The organism is Streptomyces sp. NPDC056169 (assembly GCF_042268445.1).
Taxonomy (GTDB): domain Bacteria; phylum Actinomycetota; class Actinomycetes; order Streptomycetales; family Streptomycetaceae; genus Streptomyces.
The window spans coordinates 71258-87464 of record NZ_JBHJUO010000023.1; the positions used below are offsets into that span (position 1 = coordinate 71258).

14 protein-coding genes and 1 riboswitch are annotated in these 16207 nt (G+C 71.4%); of the genes, 10 read left to right on the forward strand and 4 right to left on the reverse strand.

The features are described 5' to 3' along the window. Window positions 1-6: 6 nt before the first annotated feature. The 3 genes from ACFC0G_RS32690 to ACFC0G_RS32700 all read right to left on the reverse strand — a co-directional run bounded on the left by ACFC0G_RS32690 (window position 7) and on the right by ACFC0G_RS32700 (window position 4930). Window positions 7-1434: a cellulase family glycosylhydrolase gene (locus ACFC0G_RS32690; RefSeq protein WP_376410389.1), complete on the reverse strand. Its 1428-nt coding sequence runs from the start codon at window positions 1432-1434 to the stop codon at window positions 7-9. Window positions 1435-1634: 200 nt separating this feature from the next. After that, the gene (locus ACFC0G_RS32695) at window positions 1635-2396 is read right to left on the reverse strand and encodes an SDR family oxidoreductase (protein WP_376410392.1); all 762 of its coding nucleotides are present in this window, start codon (window positions 2394-2396) and stop codon (window positions 1635-1637) included. Between the two features lie 152 nt (window positions 2397-2548). Then, window positions 2549-4930 carry a chitinase C-terminal domain-containing protein gene (locus ACFC0G_RS32700; protein WP_376410395.1) on the reverse strand — a complete coding sequence of 794 codons (2382 nt, stop codon included), beginning with the start codon at window positions 4928-4930 and terminating at the stop codon, window positions 2549-2551. Window positions 4931-5173: 243 nt separating this feature from the next. Further along, window positions 5174-5303: riboswitch (FMN riboswitch) on the forward strand. A 173-nt stretch (window positions 5304-5476) separates the two neighbouring features. Here ACFC0G_RS32700 and ribD point away from each other — a divergent pair. The 10 genes from ribD to ACFC0G_RS32750 all read left to right on the forward strand — a co-directional run bounded on the left by ribD (window position 5477) and on the right by ACFC0G_RS32750 (window position 14061). Beyond that, window positions 5477-6550: a bifunctional diaminohydroxyphosphoribosylaminopyrimidine deaminase/5-amino-6-(5-phosphoribosylamino)uracil reductase RibD gene (gene ribD / locus ACFC0G_RS32705; protein ID WP_376410398.1), complete on the forward strand. Its 1074-nt coding sequence runs from the start codon at window positions 5477-5479 to the stop codon at window positions 6548-6550. 2 nt (window positions 6551-6552) lie between these two features. After that, on the forward strand, window positions 6553-7161 hold the full coding sequence (locus tag ACFC0G_RS32710) for a riboflavin synthase (RefSeq protein ID WP_376410401.1): 609 nt from the start codon (window positions 6553-6555) through the stop codon (window positions 7159-7161). A 44-nt stretch (window positions 7162-7205) separates the two neighbouring features. Further along, window positions 7206-7799, forward strand: coding sequence for a nicotinamide riboside transporter PnuC (locus tag ACFC0G_RS32715; protein ID WP_376410567.1), 594 nt, complete (start codon window positions 7206-7208; stop codon window positions 7797-7799). Then, window positions 7796-9076 (forward strand): bifunctional 3,4-dihydroxy-2-butanone-4-phosphate synthase/GTP cyclohydrolase II, encoded by a 1281-nt coding sequence (locus ACFC0G_RS32720; protein WP_376410404.1) that lies wholly within the window; start codon window positions 7796-7798, stop codon window positions 9074-9076. The genes ACFC0G_RS32715 and ACFC0G_RS32720 overlap by 4 nt, the downstream gene beginning before the upstream one ends. Window positions 9077-9107: 31 nt before the next feature. Further along, entirely contained in the window at window positions 9108-9593 is a 486-nt protein-coding gene (ribH, locus tag ACFC0G_RS32725) for a 6,7-dimethyl-8-ribityllumazine synthase (RefSeq protein WP_024760819.1), read from the forward strand. A 35-nt stretch (window positions 9594-9628) separates the two neighbouring features. Next, window positions 9629-9901, forward strand: coding sequence for a phosphoribosyl-ATP diphosphatase (locus ACFC0G_RS32730; protein ID WP_053643769.1), 273 nt, complete (start codon window positions 9629-9631; stop codon window positions 9899-9901). A 102-nt stretch (window positions 9902-10003) separates the two neighbouring features. After that, window positions 10004-10852: an ATP phosphoribosyltransferase gene (gene hisG / locus ACFC0G_RS32735; RefSeq protein WP_024760817.1), complete on the forward strand. Its 849-nt coding sequence runs from the start codon at window positions 10004-10006 to the stop codon at window positions 10850-10852. 46 nt (window positions 10853-10898) lie between these two features. Continuing rightward, window positions 10899-11351 (forward strand): PH domain-containing protein, encoded by a 453-nt coding sequence (locus tag ACFC0G_RS32740; protein WP_376410407.1) that lies wholly within the window; start codon window positions 10899-10901, stop codon window positions 11349-11351. Window positions 11352-11605: 254 nt separating this feature from the next. Further along, window positions 11606-13006, forward strand: a complete 1401-nt coding sequence (locus tag ACFC0G_RS32745; RefSeq protein ID WP_376410410.1) for a hemolysin family protein — start codon at window positions 11606-11608, stop codon at window positions 13004-13006. After that, window positions 13003-14061 (forward strand): hemolysin family protein, encoded by a 1059-nt coding sequence (locus ACFC0G_RS32750; protein ID WP_376410413.1) that lies wholly within the window; start codon window positions 13003-13005, stop codon window positions 14059-14061. Before ACFC0G_RS32745 ends, ACFC0G_RS32750 begins: the two co-directional genes overlap by 4 nt. A gap of 32 nt (window positions 14062-14093) precedes the next feature. On the opposite strand, the gene ACFC0G_RS32755 is transcribed toward ACFC0G_RS32750, so the two are convergent. Then, a complete protein-coding gene (locus ACFC0G_RS32755) occupies window positions 14094-16013 on the reverse strand; it encodes an AAA family ATPase (RefSeq protein WP_376410415.1) in 1920 nt (639 codons plus the stop codon). Window positions 16014-16207: the final 194 nt, after the last annotated feature.

The window sequence follows — 16207 nt, forward strand, 5'->3', positions numbered from 1 at the left end:
CGCCGGTCACCCTCGCGTCACGGTCACCGTCACCGTGTCCTGCCCGGGGCTGGTGACGAGCTGAAGCAGCCGGGCATCGGGTGACGACACGACGTCGGCGCCCTGGCTCTCGACCTGGTAGCCACCGGGGTAGGCGCTCTGCGGCAGGAACACCTCGGTGCGGGCTCCCGGGGCGAACGGCAGGCCGGAATCGGCGCGGCGGGTGCTGTACCGGAGGGTGAACGTCCCGGTCGCGCTGTCGTATTGCCACTGCTGCGGGGTACCCGCGACGGCACGTGGATAGGGCCGGACGATCGACGGGTCCATCAGATTGGGTCCGGTCGGCGGCTCCTGGGGATGGCCGGGAGTCTGGTCCTGCGGCCGGGACCAGAACATCCAGGAAGCCATGTCGGCGTCGAACCGATCGGCGAGAGCGGTCAGCTTCGTCGCGTTCGTGGTCGCGCCGAACTCGGTCACCACCCCGACGACGCCTTCGGCGGCCGAGCGGGCCAGTCCGTTGGTCACACAGGTGTCGACCTTGCCGAGGCAGTAGTCGTGAAAACTCATCCCCGCCTTCGGATCGCCGGTCGGATTCGGCATCCAGTTCGGCGTACCGAAGTCGTTGGTCAGGGACGGTTCGTAGAACAGCAGGTGGTTCCGGTCGACTCGGCGGATGGCGTTCATGACCTTCGCCTCGAAGGGCGCGAGCACACCGGTCTCGAACCGGGGACAGCCCTTCGGGAAGCAGGACGGGTATTCCCAGCCGGGCCACGGCTCATTGATCAGGTCGTAGCCCAGCACGTACGGCTGGTCCACGAATCGTTGCGCGACGTGCGCCCACATGGCCGCATAGTGTTCCTGCAGCCCGACACCGTCGGGCGCGGCGCGGTCGCGCCAGAAGTTCGCCCACGTCTGGTTCTGCGCGGGGCTCGTGAAGTAGACCAGGGGAAAGCCCGGATTCGGCTGCACCGGGAACCCGTCGGCGTACGTCGCCCAGTCGGGGAATCCGCTCCAGCTCGCGCCCACCGATTTGTTGAACGCGTCCTGATGGGAATCGACGAGGCTGTAGATGTGGTGCCGGGCCAGCAACTGCTGGGTCTGCCTGATCTTCTCGATGTAGTCGTCGTCGTAGACGCCGGCCCGCGGCTCCACCGCCTTCCACGCGAAACCCAGCCGCACCGCGTTGAAACCGTTCTCCGCCAGGAACCGCGCGTCCTTCTCGCCGAAGCCTCCCGCCGCGGGGAAGTACGGCGGATTCTTGTAGACCATGTTCACGCCGTGCACGGTGACCACTCGGCCCTGGTCGTCGGTGAGCCAGCGGCCGGCGTGTCCCGGTTCGGGAGGCGCCGATGCCGCCGCGGCCGGTGTGGTCAGTCCCAGCACCAGCATGACCAATCCGAGACAGCGCGCGGTCGAGGACATGACGGTCATCGCGCAGAGCCTTTCGACGAGCATGCGCCGGCATGTTCACGGCGCCGTCGACGGGAGCGAGAAGCCGAACGCGGCAGGACCGAGAGCGCGGCAGTGACGCGGAAACGCTACAAAGCTCCGTCCGGATTCGGCCGCGACACCCCGTTGGCGACCGCCGAGGGCGGCTGCCGTCACCCGAACGGTGAGCCGCTGCGCGCCGACCGTCACCCAGCGGTGAGCCGTCGCTACGCGCCCGCCGTCTCCTCCGGTCCGCCGAACCGGCCCGCCAGGAACTCGTCGAACGTCACCCGGCCCACCGCGCGGTCCGGTGCCAGGTGCTCGCCGCGCCGCAGCCCCCGGTAGACCCTGCCCGGCAGCGGGACCTCGACCACGCGGCGGCGGCGACCGCTCGCCCGCAGGTAGGAGTGGGCCAGCTCGACGAACGTACGAATCTCCGGGCCGGCCATGTCCTCCACCCGGCCCGCCGGCGGCCCCGCGGCCAGCTCGGCGAGGCGGGCAGCCGCCTCCGTCACCTCCAGCGGCTGGTCCCGCACCTCCTTGGGCAGCAGCATCACGGGCGGCTTCGCCAGGCCCTGGAGCAGCTGGAGGATCAGGTCGTGGAACTGGGTGGTGCGCAGCAGCGTCCAGCCGATGCCCGAGCCCTGGATCATGCGTTCCACCGCGTACTTGGTGCGGTAGTAGCCGAGCGGCACCCGGTCGACGCCGATGATCGAGATGTACAGGAGGTGCGGCACCCCGGCGCGCCGCGCCGCCTCGATCAGGACGCGGGCGGCGTCCTTGTCGCCGCGCAGGATGTTGCTGCAGTGGACGACCGCGTCCACGCCTTCGACCGCCCGGTCGAGCAGGGGCCCGCCCTGTCGCAGGTCGACCGCGTACGGCGGGGAGTGCCTGCTGAGGACGCGTACCTCGTGGCCGTCCGCCCGCAGCCGTTCGCAGACGGGCCGGCCCAGGGTTCCCGTGCCACCGGTCACCAGGATCGTGCTCATGTCTCAAGACTGACGGTCCTGGCCGCGGTCCGCACACGCGGAGCGCCGCGCCCCGGACAGGGGGGCGCGGCGCGGTGGGAGCCCGGCGGCGGCCAAGGGCCGTGAGAGTCCGCCGCCGGGGGTCTATCGGAGGGGGTGCGTCGGCTGACGTGTCAGCAGGCGCCGAGGTCCTTCCAGACACCCCAGTCGCCGGTCGTGCCCGGCGTCTCGTTCTGGGTCCACCACTGGGCCTTGTACTTGCGGCCGTTGTGGGAGACCTCGGTGCCCGCGTTGTAGACCGTGCCGGCCACGTACGCCGGGACGGTGCAGCCCGTGGTGGGCGGCGTCGTCGGCGGGGTCGTCGGAGGCGTGGTCGGGGGAGTCGTCGGCGGGGTGGTGGGCGGCGTGGTCGGAGGGGTGGTCGGCGGCGTGGTGGAGCCGGGCTCCACGACCGTCGTCCCGCGCGCCAGGTCACCGGCGAGGGCGTACGCCGTGCCGTTGATGTTCACCGTCCAGTTGGAGGGGGTGGACACCGGCAGGTAGTAGTTGAACGCCAGGTCGACCGAGGCGCCCGGGGCCAGCGACTGCCAGGCCGGGAGCTTCAGGGAGACGCGGTGGAAGTCGCCCTTCAGGCCGCCCACGTTGCTGCCCGTGTGGTCGCTGCTGATGACCTTCGTGCCGAAGCCCGACTGGTCCGACGCGTTGGCCGGCGCCGAGGTGCCGTAGTCGAACTGGAACTCCGTGCCGCCCGGCAGCGCGGTCGCCGTGTTGTTGGTGATCTTGATCTTCGGGGTGATCGGGTAGTTCGAGTCGCCCAGCTTGAACTCGGTGAACTGCGCGTCGATCTTCACGGCCTTGGTCGGCAGGGCCGCGTTGGACTTCTTCGCGCCGTACGGGGTGGCCGCCTTGAACTTGTCGTACATCAGCGAGGTGAGCGTGGAGCCCATCTCGTACTGGCCCTTGGTGGCGTTCCAGGCGTAGTCACCGGCCATCTCCCAGACCATGGTGCCGCCGATGCCCTTGCTGACCACGTAGTCGGCCTTGGCGGCCACCGACTGCTCGTCCTCGGTGGAGAGGAAGACCTTCTTCTGCGCGTTCCACAGCCACGGCGCGACCAGGGTCGAGTCGTACTTGCGGGCGTAGGTGCCGGTCAGGGTGGTGTTCGCCGGGAAGCCGTACTGCGTGACGTAGTCGCCGACGATCCCCTTCTCGAGGTTCTTGGCGTGCCACATCGGGTTGGAGCCGGCGGGCGACTCGACACCGTTGGTGTCCTTGTCGTGCCACAGGTTGTCGATGCCGGTGGCGCCGTCGCCGCACTTGGTCAGACCGGCGCCGGCGGGGCAGGTGGTCGCGGAGGCCTTGCCCCACAGACCGTCGGTGCCGCCCTGCACGTTCTTGTGACCGCGGGTGTAGTAGGGCAGGCCGATGTTGATGCGGCCGGCCGGCATCGAGCCGCGGAAGTAGTGGTACGCCCAGTCGGTGTTGAGGTACCCGATGTTGCCGTACTGCGCAGAGCCGTAGACGTTGGCGGCGGCGAGCTCGCCGTCCTTGCCGTCGTCGAAGAGGGAGGCGTTGGGGCCGACGTACTCGTTCCAGGCGCCGTGCAGGTCGTAGGACATGATGTTGACGTAGTCCAGATACTTCTGCATCTGGAAGGTCTCCATGCCCCGCAGCAGGTAGCCGGAGGAGGGGGCGGCGACGGTCAGCAGGTAGTGCTTGCCGTCGGCGGCGCCCGCGACGTCGAGCTTCTCGCGCAGGGACTTCATGAGGGCCGCGTAGCCCTGCACGAGTCCGGCGCGGCGCGCGTTGGCGAGCTGCCAGTCGAGCGGGTTGCCGGCGTCCTTCATGGTCGTCGGGTATTCGTAGTCGATGTCGACGCCGTTGAAGCCGTACTTCCGGATGAAGTCGACGGACGAGGCGGCGAAGGTGTCGATCCCGGCCTGGTTGACCGAACCGTCGGCGTTGGTCGCCATCGAGTAGAAGCCGCCGGAGTTGACCCGGTCGCCGTTGTCCGCGAAGTAGCCGCCGGTCTCCGCCCAGCCGCCGACCGAGATCAGCGTCTTGACGTTCGGGTGCTGCTTCTTGAACTTGTTGAGCAGGTTGAAGTGCCCCTTGTACGCGTACGCGGGGTCCATCTCGGCGCCCGCGACACCGGGCCAGGTCATCCCGGTGGCCGCGTTGTTCGGACCGTCCGTGCCGACGGAGAGCTTGTTGTCCCCGCCGATGTGACCGAAGGCGTAGTTGATGTGGGTGATCTTCTCCCACGGGATGTCCTTGGCCAGGTACGCGGGCTGGCCGTTCTTGCCGTCGCGCCAGCCGGTGAAGTAGCCGATGACCCGGCGCTGGTGGTCCGCGCCCATCTTCTCGCGGCCCTCGGTGTCGTAGACCGAGCAGTAGGGGACGTCGACGCCCGGGGTCTTGTAGAGCCCGTCGGGGCGACAGGACTCGTTGTCGGCCGCGTACGAGACGCCGCCGGCGAGCGAGCTGAGCAGCAGTCCGGCGACGGCCGCGCCGGAAGCGAGCAGCGAGGCTCTCTTCGTGGTGGGGGACAACACGATCGGTTCCTCCTGGGGAGGTGGAAAAACACAACGAACAAGGGGGTGGGTCGTGTTGGGCCCGGGGAGTGCGCACACCGTCGGACCTGTACCTCGGAGGTGACACGGAGATTAAGAGGACTAGACCAGTGCGTCAATAGGTCTGGACCAAAGAAGGCGATAATGGCCACATGTGAGCCAGGCCACAGGGGCTCGCCGGTATGGCCGGTCACCAGGCGTGGCAGACTGGCCCTGTATCAGCAGCAGCGCACTCCGGGGTCGGTGTAATTCCGAACCGGCGGTATAGTCCGCGACCCGTCCGCAGCCAGCGGCCGGTTGACCAGGTGAAACTCCTGGACCGACGGTGAAAGTCCGGATGGGAGGCAGTGCGCGGCGGGCGACCCCTGTCAGGGGTGTGTCAGCCGTACGTCCGCTGGTCGCCGTGTCGGAAACGATCGGCGTACCCGCAGGACCCGGCCTCGGCGCACCCTGCGCGAGGCGTCTCACCCGCTCTCTGTCGTCATCGACAGGCCCCGGAGTCCGTGCCCGAAGAGGCAGGAGGACCCGGTGGCCCAGCAGGCCGACATCACCGCCATGCACCGAGCCGTCGAGCTCGCCGCACGCGGTCTCGGCGCCACCAGCCCCAACCCCGTCGTCGGCTGCGTCGTCACCGACGCCTCCGGACACCCGGTCGGCGAGGGCTGGCACCAGCGCGCCGGCGGCCCGCACGCCGAGGTCCACGCCCTGCGCGAGGCCGGCGTCCTGGCCCGCGGCGGCACCGCGTACGTCACCCTCGAACCCTGCAACCACACCGGCCGCACCGGCCCCTGCGCCCAGGCCCTGATCGAGGCCGGGATCAGCCGGGTCGTGTACGCGGTCGGCGACCCGAACCCGCAGGCCACCGGCGGTGCCGACACCCTGCGCGCCGCGGGCGTCGAGGTCACGGGCGGCCTCCTGGAGGACGAGGCCCGGGCGGTCAACATCGCCTGGCTCACCTCCGTACGCCACGGTCGGCCCTTCGTCCGGTGGAAGTACGCCGCCACCCTCGACGGCCGGATCGCCGCCGCCGACGGCACCTCCCGCTGGATCACCTCCGCCGAGTCCCGCGCCGACGTCCACCGGCTGCGCGCCGAGTCGGACGCCGTCGTCGTCGGCTCCGGCACCGCCCGCGCCGACGACCCCCACCTGGCCGTACGGGGCGTGGAAGGCGCCGTGCAGCCGCTGCGGGTCGTCGTCGACACCGAGGCGACCGCCGTGAAGCCCGGCGCCCGGATCCTCGACGACGCGGCCCCCACCCTCATCGCGATCGCCGAGGACGCCGAGAGCGACCTCCCCGACGTCGTACGCCTCCCCAGAGGCGGGCGCGGCCTGTCCGTACCCGCCCTCCTGGACGCCCTGCACGAGCGCGGCGTCCGCTCCGTCCTCCTCGAAGGCGGCCCCACCCTCGCGGGCGCCTTCGTCGCCGCGGGCGCCGTCGACCAGGTCGTCGGCTACCTCGCACCGGTCCTCCTCGGCGCGGGCCCGCAGGCCCTCGCCGACGCCGGAATCAACACCATCACCGAAGCGTTGCGGCTCGACGTCACCGAGACCGTCCGCATCGGACCCGACCTCCGTATCACCGCCACCCCCAAGGAGCGCTGACCGTGTTCACCGGAATCGTCGAAGAACTGGGCGAGGTCGTCGCCGTCGAGCAGCTGGAGGACGCCTCCCGCTTCCGACTGCGCGGCCCCCTGGTCACGGAAGGCGCCCAGCACGGCGACTCCATCGCCGTCAACGGTGTCTGTCTCACGGTCGTCGAGTTCGGCGACGGCGAGTTCACCGCCGACGTCATGGCCGAGACCCTCAAGCGGTCCAGCCTCGGCGCCCTCGAAGCGGGCTCCCGGGTCAACCTGGAGCGGCCCATGGCCGTGGGCGACCGCCTCGGCGGCCACATCGTCCAGGGACACGTCGACGGCACGGGCACGATCCTCGACCGGACCCCGTCCGAGCACTGGGAGCTCGTCAAGGTCGGCCTGCCCGCCCACCTCTCGCGCTACGTCGTCGAGAAGGGCTCGATCACGGTCGACGGCGTCAGCCTCACCGTCGTCGAGGTCGCCGACGACTGGTTCACCATCAGCCTCATCCCCACCACCCTCGCCCTGACCACGCTCGGCATCAAGGCGAGCGGCGACCCGGTCAACCTGGAAGTGGACGTCATCGCCAAGTACGTCGAGCGGCTGCTCGGCCCGAACGCCCAGGAGAACGGCAAGTGAACTGGCTCAACTCCGAGGCGTTCACCGTCCTCGACCAGCACATCATGTGGTCCGACATGATCGGCAACACGATCGGGCTCATAGCCCTCGCGCTCGGCTGGCGCCGCTCCATCCTCACCTGGCCCGCCCAGCTGCTCTCCGGCGTGATCCTCGTCGGCGCCTACGCCTCCGCCCACCTCTCCGGCGGCGTCGGCAAGCAGCTCCTCGTCATCGGCGTCGCCGCCTGGGGCTGGTGGCAGTGGAACCGGGGCCGGCAGCAGGCCCAGGACGGCTCCATCGCCGTCCGCTTCGCCACCTGGAGGGAGCGCGGCCTGCTCCTCGCGGGCGCGGTCGTCGGCACCCTCGCCGTCGGCGGGCTCTTCACCCTCTACCCGTCGCTCTCCTGGAGCCCGTGGGCCGACGCGTACATCTTCGTCGGCACCCTCGTCGCGATGGTCGCCCAGGCCCGCGGCCTCGTCGAGTTCTGGTTCGCCTGGCTCCTCGTCGACCTCGTCGGCGTCCCCCTCGCCTTCAACAGCGGCCTCGCCTTCTCCGGCCTGGTCTACGTCATCTACTTCGCCCTCGTCATCTGGGGCATGCGCGACTGGTGGCTCCGGACGCGCACGACCTCCGCCGCTCTGGAAGGAGCCCACGCATGAGCGCCGCCCTTCCCCTCTGGGACGCCACCGACCTCGCCCTCGACCCCGTCGAGCAGGCCGTCCGCGACATCGCCGCCGGGCGCCCCGTCGTCGTCGTCGACGACGAGGACCGCGAGAACGAGGGCGACCTCGTCATCGCCGCCGAGAAGGCGACCCCCGAGATCGTCGCCTTCATGATGAGCGAGTGCCGCGGCCTGATCTGCGCGCCCATGGAGGACGAGGAGCTGGAACGTCTCCACCTCCCGCAGATGGTCGAGCACAACACCGAGTCGATGCGGACGGCCTTCACCGTCTCCGTCGACGCGTCCCCCGCGCACGGCGTCACCACCGGCATCTCCGCCGCCGACCGCGCCACCACGCTGCGGATGCTGGCGAGCGGCAGCCACGAGCCGTCCGACTTCGTCCGCCCCGGCCACGTCTTCCCGCTGCGCGCCAAGCCCGGCGGCGTCCTCGCCCGCAACGGCCACACCGAGGCCGCCGTCGACCTCGCCCGCCTCGCGGGCCTCCGCCCGGCCGGCGCGATCGTCGAGATCGCCGGAGAGGACGGCGTCATGCTGCGCCTGCCCGAGCTCGTGCCCTTCGCCCGCAAGCACGGCCTCACGATCATCTCCATCGAGGACCTGATCGCCTACCGGCGCTCCGCCGAGCCGACCGTCCGCCGCGAGGCCGAGGTCCAGCTCCCCACCGCGCACGGCGACTTCACCGCGTACGGCTACCGCTCCACCGTCGACGGCGTCGAGCACGTCGCCCTGGTCCACGGCGAGGTCGGCGACGGCGAGGACCTGCTCGTCCGGGTCCACTCCGAGTGCCTGACCGGCGACATCTTCCACTCGCTGCGCTGCGACTGCGGCCCCCAGCTCCAGGCCTCCATGGACCGCATCCAGGAAGCCGGCCGCGGTGTCGTCGTCTACCTGCGCGGCCACGAGGGCCGCGGCATCGGCCTGCTCTCCAAGCTCCGCGCGTACGAGCTCCAGGAGCAGGGCCGCGACACCCTCGACGCCAACCTGGAGCTCGGGCTGCCCGCCGACGCCCGCGACTACGCGGCCGGCGCCCAGATCCTCGTCGACCTCGGCGTCCACAGCCTGCGCCTGATGACCAACAACCCCGACAAGATCGAGGCCCTGACCCGCTACGGCCTCCGGGTCGAGGGCCGCGAGCCCATGCCGGTCCAGGCCGGCGAGCACAACCTCCGCTACCTGCGCACCAAGCGGGACCGGATGGGCCACGACCTGCCCTGGCTGGACGGCTCCCCGGCCTCCACCTGCGGCAACCAGTAACTTCCACTTTTCGTACGGTTCAAGGAGAGACATGAGCGGCAAGGGCGCACCCGTCCTCAGCGTGAAGAACTGCGGCGACCTGCGGGTCGCGGTCATCGCGGCCCAGTGGCACGAGAAGATCATGGACGGCCTCGTCGACGGCGCCCTGCGCGCCCTGAGCGAGCTCGGCATCGACGAGCCGACCCTCCTGCGCGTCCCCGGCAGCTTCGAGCTCCCGGTCGTGGCGAAGGTCCTCGCCGGACGCGGCTACGATGCCATCGTCGCGCTCGGAGTCGTCATCCGCGGCGGAACCCCGCACTTCGAGTACGTGTGCCAGGGCGTGACCCACGGCCTCACCCAGGTCTCGATCGACACCGGCGTACCCGTCGGATTCGGCGTCCTCACCGTCGACAACGAAGAGCAGGCCCTCGACCGGGCCGGCCTCGAAGGCTCCTCCGAGGACAAGGGCCACGAAGCGGTCACCGCCGCCGTCGCCACCGCCACCACGCTGCGCACGGTCAGCGAACCCTGGCGCTGAGTGGCGCATCCGCACCCCGTACCCTTAGGACCATCATGGCGAACAAAACCTTCGAAGAGCTCTTCGCCGAGCTCAAGCTCAAGGCCGAGAACGGCGACCCGGCCACCTCCCGCACCGCGGAACTGGTGGACAAGGGCGTCCATGCCATCGGCAAGAAGGTCGTCGAGGAGGCCGCCGAGGTCTGGATGGCCGCCGAGTACGAGGGCAAGGAAGCGGCCGCCGAGGAGATCTCGCAGCTGCTGTACCACGTCCAGGTGATGATGGTCGCCCGCGGGATCTCGCTCGACGACGTCTACGCCCATCTCTGAGCAGGACCTCCGAGCACGACCTCTGAGTACGACCTCCGAGCACGACCTCTGAGCACGACTTCTCGGTCTCCCCACCACTCCCAGGCAAAGGAAGCTCACCCCATGCTGCGCATCGCCGTTCCCAACAAGGGTTCCCTCTCCGGACCTGCGTCGGCAATGCTCCATGAGGCCGGCTACCGCCAGCGCAAGGAGTCCAAGGAGCTCGTCGTCATCGACCCCGACAACGAGGTCGAGTTCTTCTACCTGCGGCCGAAGGACATCGCGATCTACGTCGCCTCCGGGAAGCTGGACATCGGCATCACCGGCCGTGACCTGCTCCTGGACTCCGGAGCCAGCGCCGAGGAGATCCTCGCGCTGAACTTCGGCCGCTCCACCTTCCGCTACGCCACCCGGCCGGGCACCGCGAACGGCCCGGAGGACTTCGGTGGCATGACCATCGCGACCTCCTACGAGGGCATCGTCGCCAAGCACCTCGCCGACCAGGGCATCGACGCCTCCGTCGTCCACCTGGACGGCGCGGTCGAGACCGCCATCCAGCTCGGCGTCGCCCAGGTCATCGCCGACGTCGTGGAGACCGGCACCAGCCTGCGCAACGCCGGCCTGGAGGTCATCGGCGAGCCGATCCTGACCTCCGAGGCCGTCGTCGTCCGCCGCCACGGCGCCTCGGACGACCACCCGCAGGTCCAGCAGTTCCTGCGCCGCCTCCAGGGCGTCCTGGTCGCCCGCTCGTACGTGATGATGGACTACGACTGCCGCGCCGAGCACCTGGAGCAGGCCGTCGCCCTCACCCCGGGCCTCGAGTCGCCGACCGTCTCCCCGCTGCACAACGAGGGCTGGGTCGCCGTCCGCGCGATGGTCCCCGCCAAGGAGGCGCAGCGGATCATGGACGACCTGTACGAGATCGGCGCCCGCGCCATCCTCACCACCGCCATCCACGCCTGCCGCCTCTGACGGCGGCCCGGCCCGCACGTCCCCCGAGGCACGGAGGAAGCCCCCGATGTCCCAGTCACCGCTGCCCGACCTCCCGGTCACCTTCCGTCCGGGGCGCACCCGGGCCGTCCTGCTGACCGTCGGAACCGTGATGTTCGTCGTCATCACGGCCGTCGCACTGATGCTGGAGCGACTGGGGCCGGGAGAGCGCGCCAGCTTCGTCTTCACCGCCGCGCTGCTCTTCGGGGTCCTCATCCTGCTGAGCCGCCCCAAGCTCGTCGCCGACGACGAGGGCGTCACGGTCGTCAACATCACCCGGACGCGGCGGCTCGCCTGGGCGGAGATCCTCAAGGTCAACCTCCGCCCCGGCGACGCCTGGGTCTTCCTCGACCTGAGCGACGGCACCAGCCTGCCGGCGCTCGGCATCCAGCCCGGCATCGCCAGGGAAGCGGCGATCCGGGACGCCCGCGCTCTGCGGGCCCTGGTCGACAGCCGGGGGACGGTCGCGGAGCGGGTCTGAGACCCGGGCCCCGGCGAACGGATCCCGGGCGGGAGAACCCGGATCCGTCCCCCATCCGGGGTCGGCCCCCTGCCACGCGGGGCGTTCGCGTGACTACTCTGGAGGCGGTGGTGCCGAGCGGCACCACCGCCTCGCACGTGCAGGGCCGCTGCCGCGGCCCGCGGGGCCACCCTTCGACCCGAGGAGTGACTCCCTCCAGCAATGGACGGATCGTCCGGTAGTACCTGCGCCGCCCCCTCCCAGGAGGCGGCGGCATGATCATCTCCCTTCTTCTGCTCGCGGCGGCCTTTCTCCTGATCCTCGCCAACGGCTTCTTCGTGGCCGCCGAGTTCGGACTCGTGACCGTCGAGCGCGCCGAGGCCGAGCGGGCTGCGGCCGCCGGCGACCGGCGCGCCCGCACCGTCGTCACCGCGCTGCGCGAGCTGTCCTTCCAGCTCTCCGGCACCCAGCTCGGCATCACCATCACCTCCCTCGTCGTCGGCATGCTCGCCGAGCCCGCGCTCGCCGGGCTGCTCCACGGGCCGCTCACCGCGACCGGACTGCCCGAAGGGGCCGTCTCCGGGATCTCGGTGGTGATCGGGATGCTCCTCGCCTCCGCCGTCCAGATGGTGGTCGGCGAGCTCGTACCCAAGAACTGGGCGGTCTCCAGGCCGCTCCAGGTGGCCCGCTTCGTCGCCACCCCGCAGCGCCGCTTCTCCGCGCTCTTCCGGCCGGTGATCGCCCTCCTCAACCGGGTCGCCAACCGGCTGGTCCGGCTCCTGGGCGTCGAGCCCACCGAGGAGCTGGACTCCGTCCGCACCCCCGGCGAGCTCGTCTCGCTCGCCCGGCACTCCGCCCTGGCCGGCGCGCTCGAACAGGACACCGCCGACCTCTTCGTCCGGACCCTCTCCCTCGGCGGCCTCACCGCCGAGCAGGTCATGACCCCGCGCGTGAAGGTGAACGCCCTCCAGTGGGACGCCACCGCGGCGGACGTCCTCAACCTCACCCGGGCCACCGGCCTCTCGCGCTTCCCGGTCTACCGCGACCGCATCGACGAGATCGTCGGCATGGTCCACCTCAAGGACGCGCTCGCCGTCGCCCCGCACGCCCGGCTGCGCACCCCCGTCGGCCGGATCGCGGTCCCGCCGCTCCTCGTCCCCGAGTCGCTGCCCGCCCAGGCCCTCCTGGAGCGGCTGCGCAGGGAGCAGCCGATCGCCGTGGTCGTCGACGAGTACGGCGGTACGGCCGGCGTCGTCACCCTGGAGGACATCGTCGAGGAGCTCGTCGGCGAGGTCCGCGACGAGCACGACACCCTCGCCGACGGGCGTCCCGAGCTGGCCGCCGCGCCCGCCGAGGACGGCCGGTCCGTCTGGGACGCCGACGGCTCCTGCCGGGTCCACACCCTGCGCCGGATAGGCCTCGACGTGCCCGACGGTCCGTACGAGACGGTGGCCGGGCTCGTCGCCGACCTCCTCGGGCGCATCCCCGCCCCCGGCGACCGCGTCGAGCTCCCCGGCTGGCGGCTCTCGGTGCGCCAGGTCGACCGCTACCGGGCCGAGCGCGTCCGGCTCGTGCGGACGGGCCCCGACCCGGACCCCCGCCCGGACACGGAGCCGTACGCCGACGCGGTCGCGGTGGACTCCGCCGCCCCGCTGGTCGCGGAGGGCGTCCGATGAGCACCCTCCAGCTCCTGCTCGCCCTGGTCCTGGTCCTGGCCAACGGCTTCTTCGTCGGGGCCGAGTTCGCGCTCGTCTCCGTCCGCCGCAGCCAGATCGAACCGCTCGGCGGCGCCCGCGCCCAGAAGGTCCTGCACGGTCTGGAGAACCTGCCGCAGATGATGGCGGCGGCGCAGTTCGGCATCACCGTCTGCTCGCTGACGCTCGGAGCCGTCGCCGAACCGACCGTCGCCGGGCTCCTCGAACCGGTCTTCCACACCGTCGGGGTCCCGGAGGGCCTGATCCATCCGCTCGGCTACGTCATCGCCCTCGCCGCGGTCGTCGTCCTTCACCTCGTCATCGGCGAGATGGTCCCGAAGAACCTGGCGATGGCGGCGCCCGAGCGGACCGCGCTCTGGCTCGCCCCGGGCCTGGTCGGCTTCGCCCGGCTCTGCCGGCCGGTGACGGTCGCGCTGGGCGCCTGCGCCCGGCTCGTCCTGCGGGCGTTCAAGGTCGAGCCGAAGGACGAGGTGGAGGCCGTCTTCACCCGGACGCAGCTCGGCCGGCTCGTCGAGGACGCCGGACAGGCCGGGCTGCTCGACCCGGCCGAGCAGGAGCGCCTGGAGGACGCCCTCGAACTGGGCAGCCGCCCGGTGACGGACGTCCTCATCGCCCCTGCCTCCCTGGTGACCGTCCCGCCGTCCGTCACCCCGCGCGAGATCGAGGAGCTGACCGTACGGACCGGCTACTCGCGCTTCCCGGTCCGCGCCGAGGCGCGCGGCACCTTCATGGGCTTCGTGCACGTGAAGGACGTCCTCGACCTGGAGGAGCGGGAGCGGGCCGTGCCGCACCAGCTGTGGCGGCCGATGGCGACGCTCCGCGCCGAGCTGCCGCTCGACGACGCCCTCACCGTGATGCGCCGCGCCGCCACCCATCTGGCGCAGGTCGCGGACGGCTCGGGCCGGGTCCTCGGGCTGGTCGCCCTGGAGGACGTCCTGGAGATGCTGGTGGGCGAGGTCCGCGACCCCGCCCACCGCGTGATCCCGGCCGCGGCTCCGGCGCCGGCGTCGGCCTAGGACCTGTCCGGCCCTGATCCGCCGGACACCGCCTAGTACCCCGGCGGCTCCTGCTGAGGGCCGCGGTCGATCGGACCGCGGCCCGACAGGACCTCGCCGTACGCCTGCATGAGGTCGGCGAGCCGGAGGGTCGCGAGGTCGTCCCGGGTCGGCGTGCCCGGGTAGCCGGAGAGCCGCAGGTCCCGGTAGGCGCAGGACTTCTCGTACAGGGTGCGCAGGAAGCGGCCGTTGCCCAGCTCGTCGATCCAGCCCTGCTCCACGACGTGCCCGCTGATCGAGCCGAGCTCGTCCCGGGCCTCGTCGTCCCAGCCGTCCCCGTTGGCCGCGGCCAGGACCTCGCCGATCGCGGTGAGTTCGAGCGGCCGGTACGAGGGGAAGTCGACCCGCGTGGTGAAGCGGGAGGACAGGCCGGGGTTGGTGGTGAGCAGCCGGTCCATGCCCTCGGGGTAGCCGGCGAGGATGACCACCAGATGGTCGCGGTTGTCCTCGGCCCGCTTGAGGAGGACCTGGAGGGCCTCGTCCCCGTAGGCGTCGCCCTTGCTGTAGCCCGTGTTGGAGAGGGCGTACGCCTCGTCGACGAAGAGCACCCCGCCGAGCGCCGAGTCGATGAGTTCGTTGGCCTTGACCGCCGTCTGCCCGAGGAACTCGCCGACGAGATCGGCCCGCTGGGCCTCCACGAGGTGGTCGCCGCCGAGCAGCCCGAGGGCGTAGAAGACCCGCCCCAGGATCCGGGCGACCGTCGTCTTCCCGGTGCCGGAGGGACCGGAGAAGACGAAGTGCCGCTTCGGCGGCTGGACGGGGAGCCCCTGGTCGGCCCGGAGGCGTGCCATCTCCAGCTGGGCGGAGAGCGCCTTGACCTGGCGCTTCACCGGGTCGAGCCCGACCATGCCCTCCAGCTCGGCGAGCGCCTCCGCGAGCAGGACCGGGTCGGTGGGCCCGGCGGGGAAGCGCGGCGGCCCCGGCTGCGAGGGCAGGGGCGTCTTCTGCCGTACGGTCTCGGGCGGAGCCGCGGGAACGATCGGCGGTACGGGCTCGGGCGCGAGCCGCAGCCCGTCGCCGAGCGACCCGGCGTCGGGGTCGGCGCCAGGGGCGGTGTCCACCGTCTCCTGGCCGAGGCCGCCGCCGACGGTGCCGAGGGCGACCGTCGCGAGGCCGGACGGGTCGTCCATGCCGTCGTACCCCTCGAAGCCGTCGTACTCGGCGATCGCCGCGAGCCGGGCGGCCGTGTCCATGAACGCCGGGTCGATCCGGTGCACGGCCCGGTAGAGGGGCAGGGCCGCGGCGCTGCGGCCGGTGCCCTCGTGGGCGCGGGCGAGCCAGTAGCGGAGCTCCTTGCGCTGCGGCTGCTCGCTGCGGCAGCGCATCAGGGAGGCCGAGAGCAGCGGCTCCGCCTGGCCGTACATCTCCAGCCGGACCCGGGCCATGCCGCCGAAGAGGCCCGCCTCGATGCCGAGCAGCGGGTCGTCGACGAGGGTCTCCGTATGGCGGACGAGCTGGTCCCAGTCCTTGACGAGATAGGCGCGGCAGGCGTGGAGGAAGCGGACCTGCGGGTCGGTGTCGACCGGGGGGAGCCCCGCGAGCGCCCGGTCCAGCTCCGGCACGTGGCGTCCGTCGAGCCAGTGGGAGGCGTGGGCGAGCAGCAGGTCGCGCGGGCTCTCCAGAACGGGCTGGACCCACCAGCCCAGCCAGTACCAGGAGTTCAGCGTGCGCCGGTGCCGGGTGCGCTGCTCGCCGAAGCGATCGCGGTTGCGGTACATGCGCAACAGCGCGGTCGTGGTGTCGACCCGGAGCGCGTGCAGCCCGAGCCAGGCGTCCGCCATCCCGGGATCGATCCGTACCGCCGTCCGGAACTCGTCCTCCGCCTGCGGATAGGCGCCCATCGTGTAGGCGTCGACTCCGCGCAGCCAGGCGAGCTCGGCGGGGGCCAGTGAGCCCTGCGTGCCGATGTCCATCGGGTCCCCCACAACCGTCTTCGCATGGACGGGATTTGACCGCACCTGCGGGCATCGTACCTGCGCAGGGGGTGCGCGCTTAAGAAGAAGCGCATGATCCGGAAGCAGTGACCCTGGGTGAGCATCGGGGGTCGTGAAGGGGCTCCGGTGAGGGTGATCGGGGGCAGAACGAAGCCCCCGATCACGGGGGAACA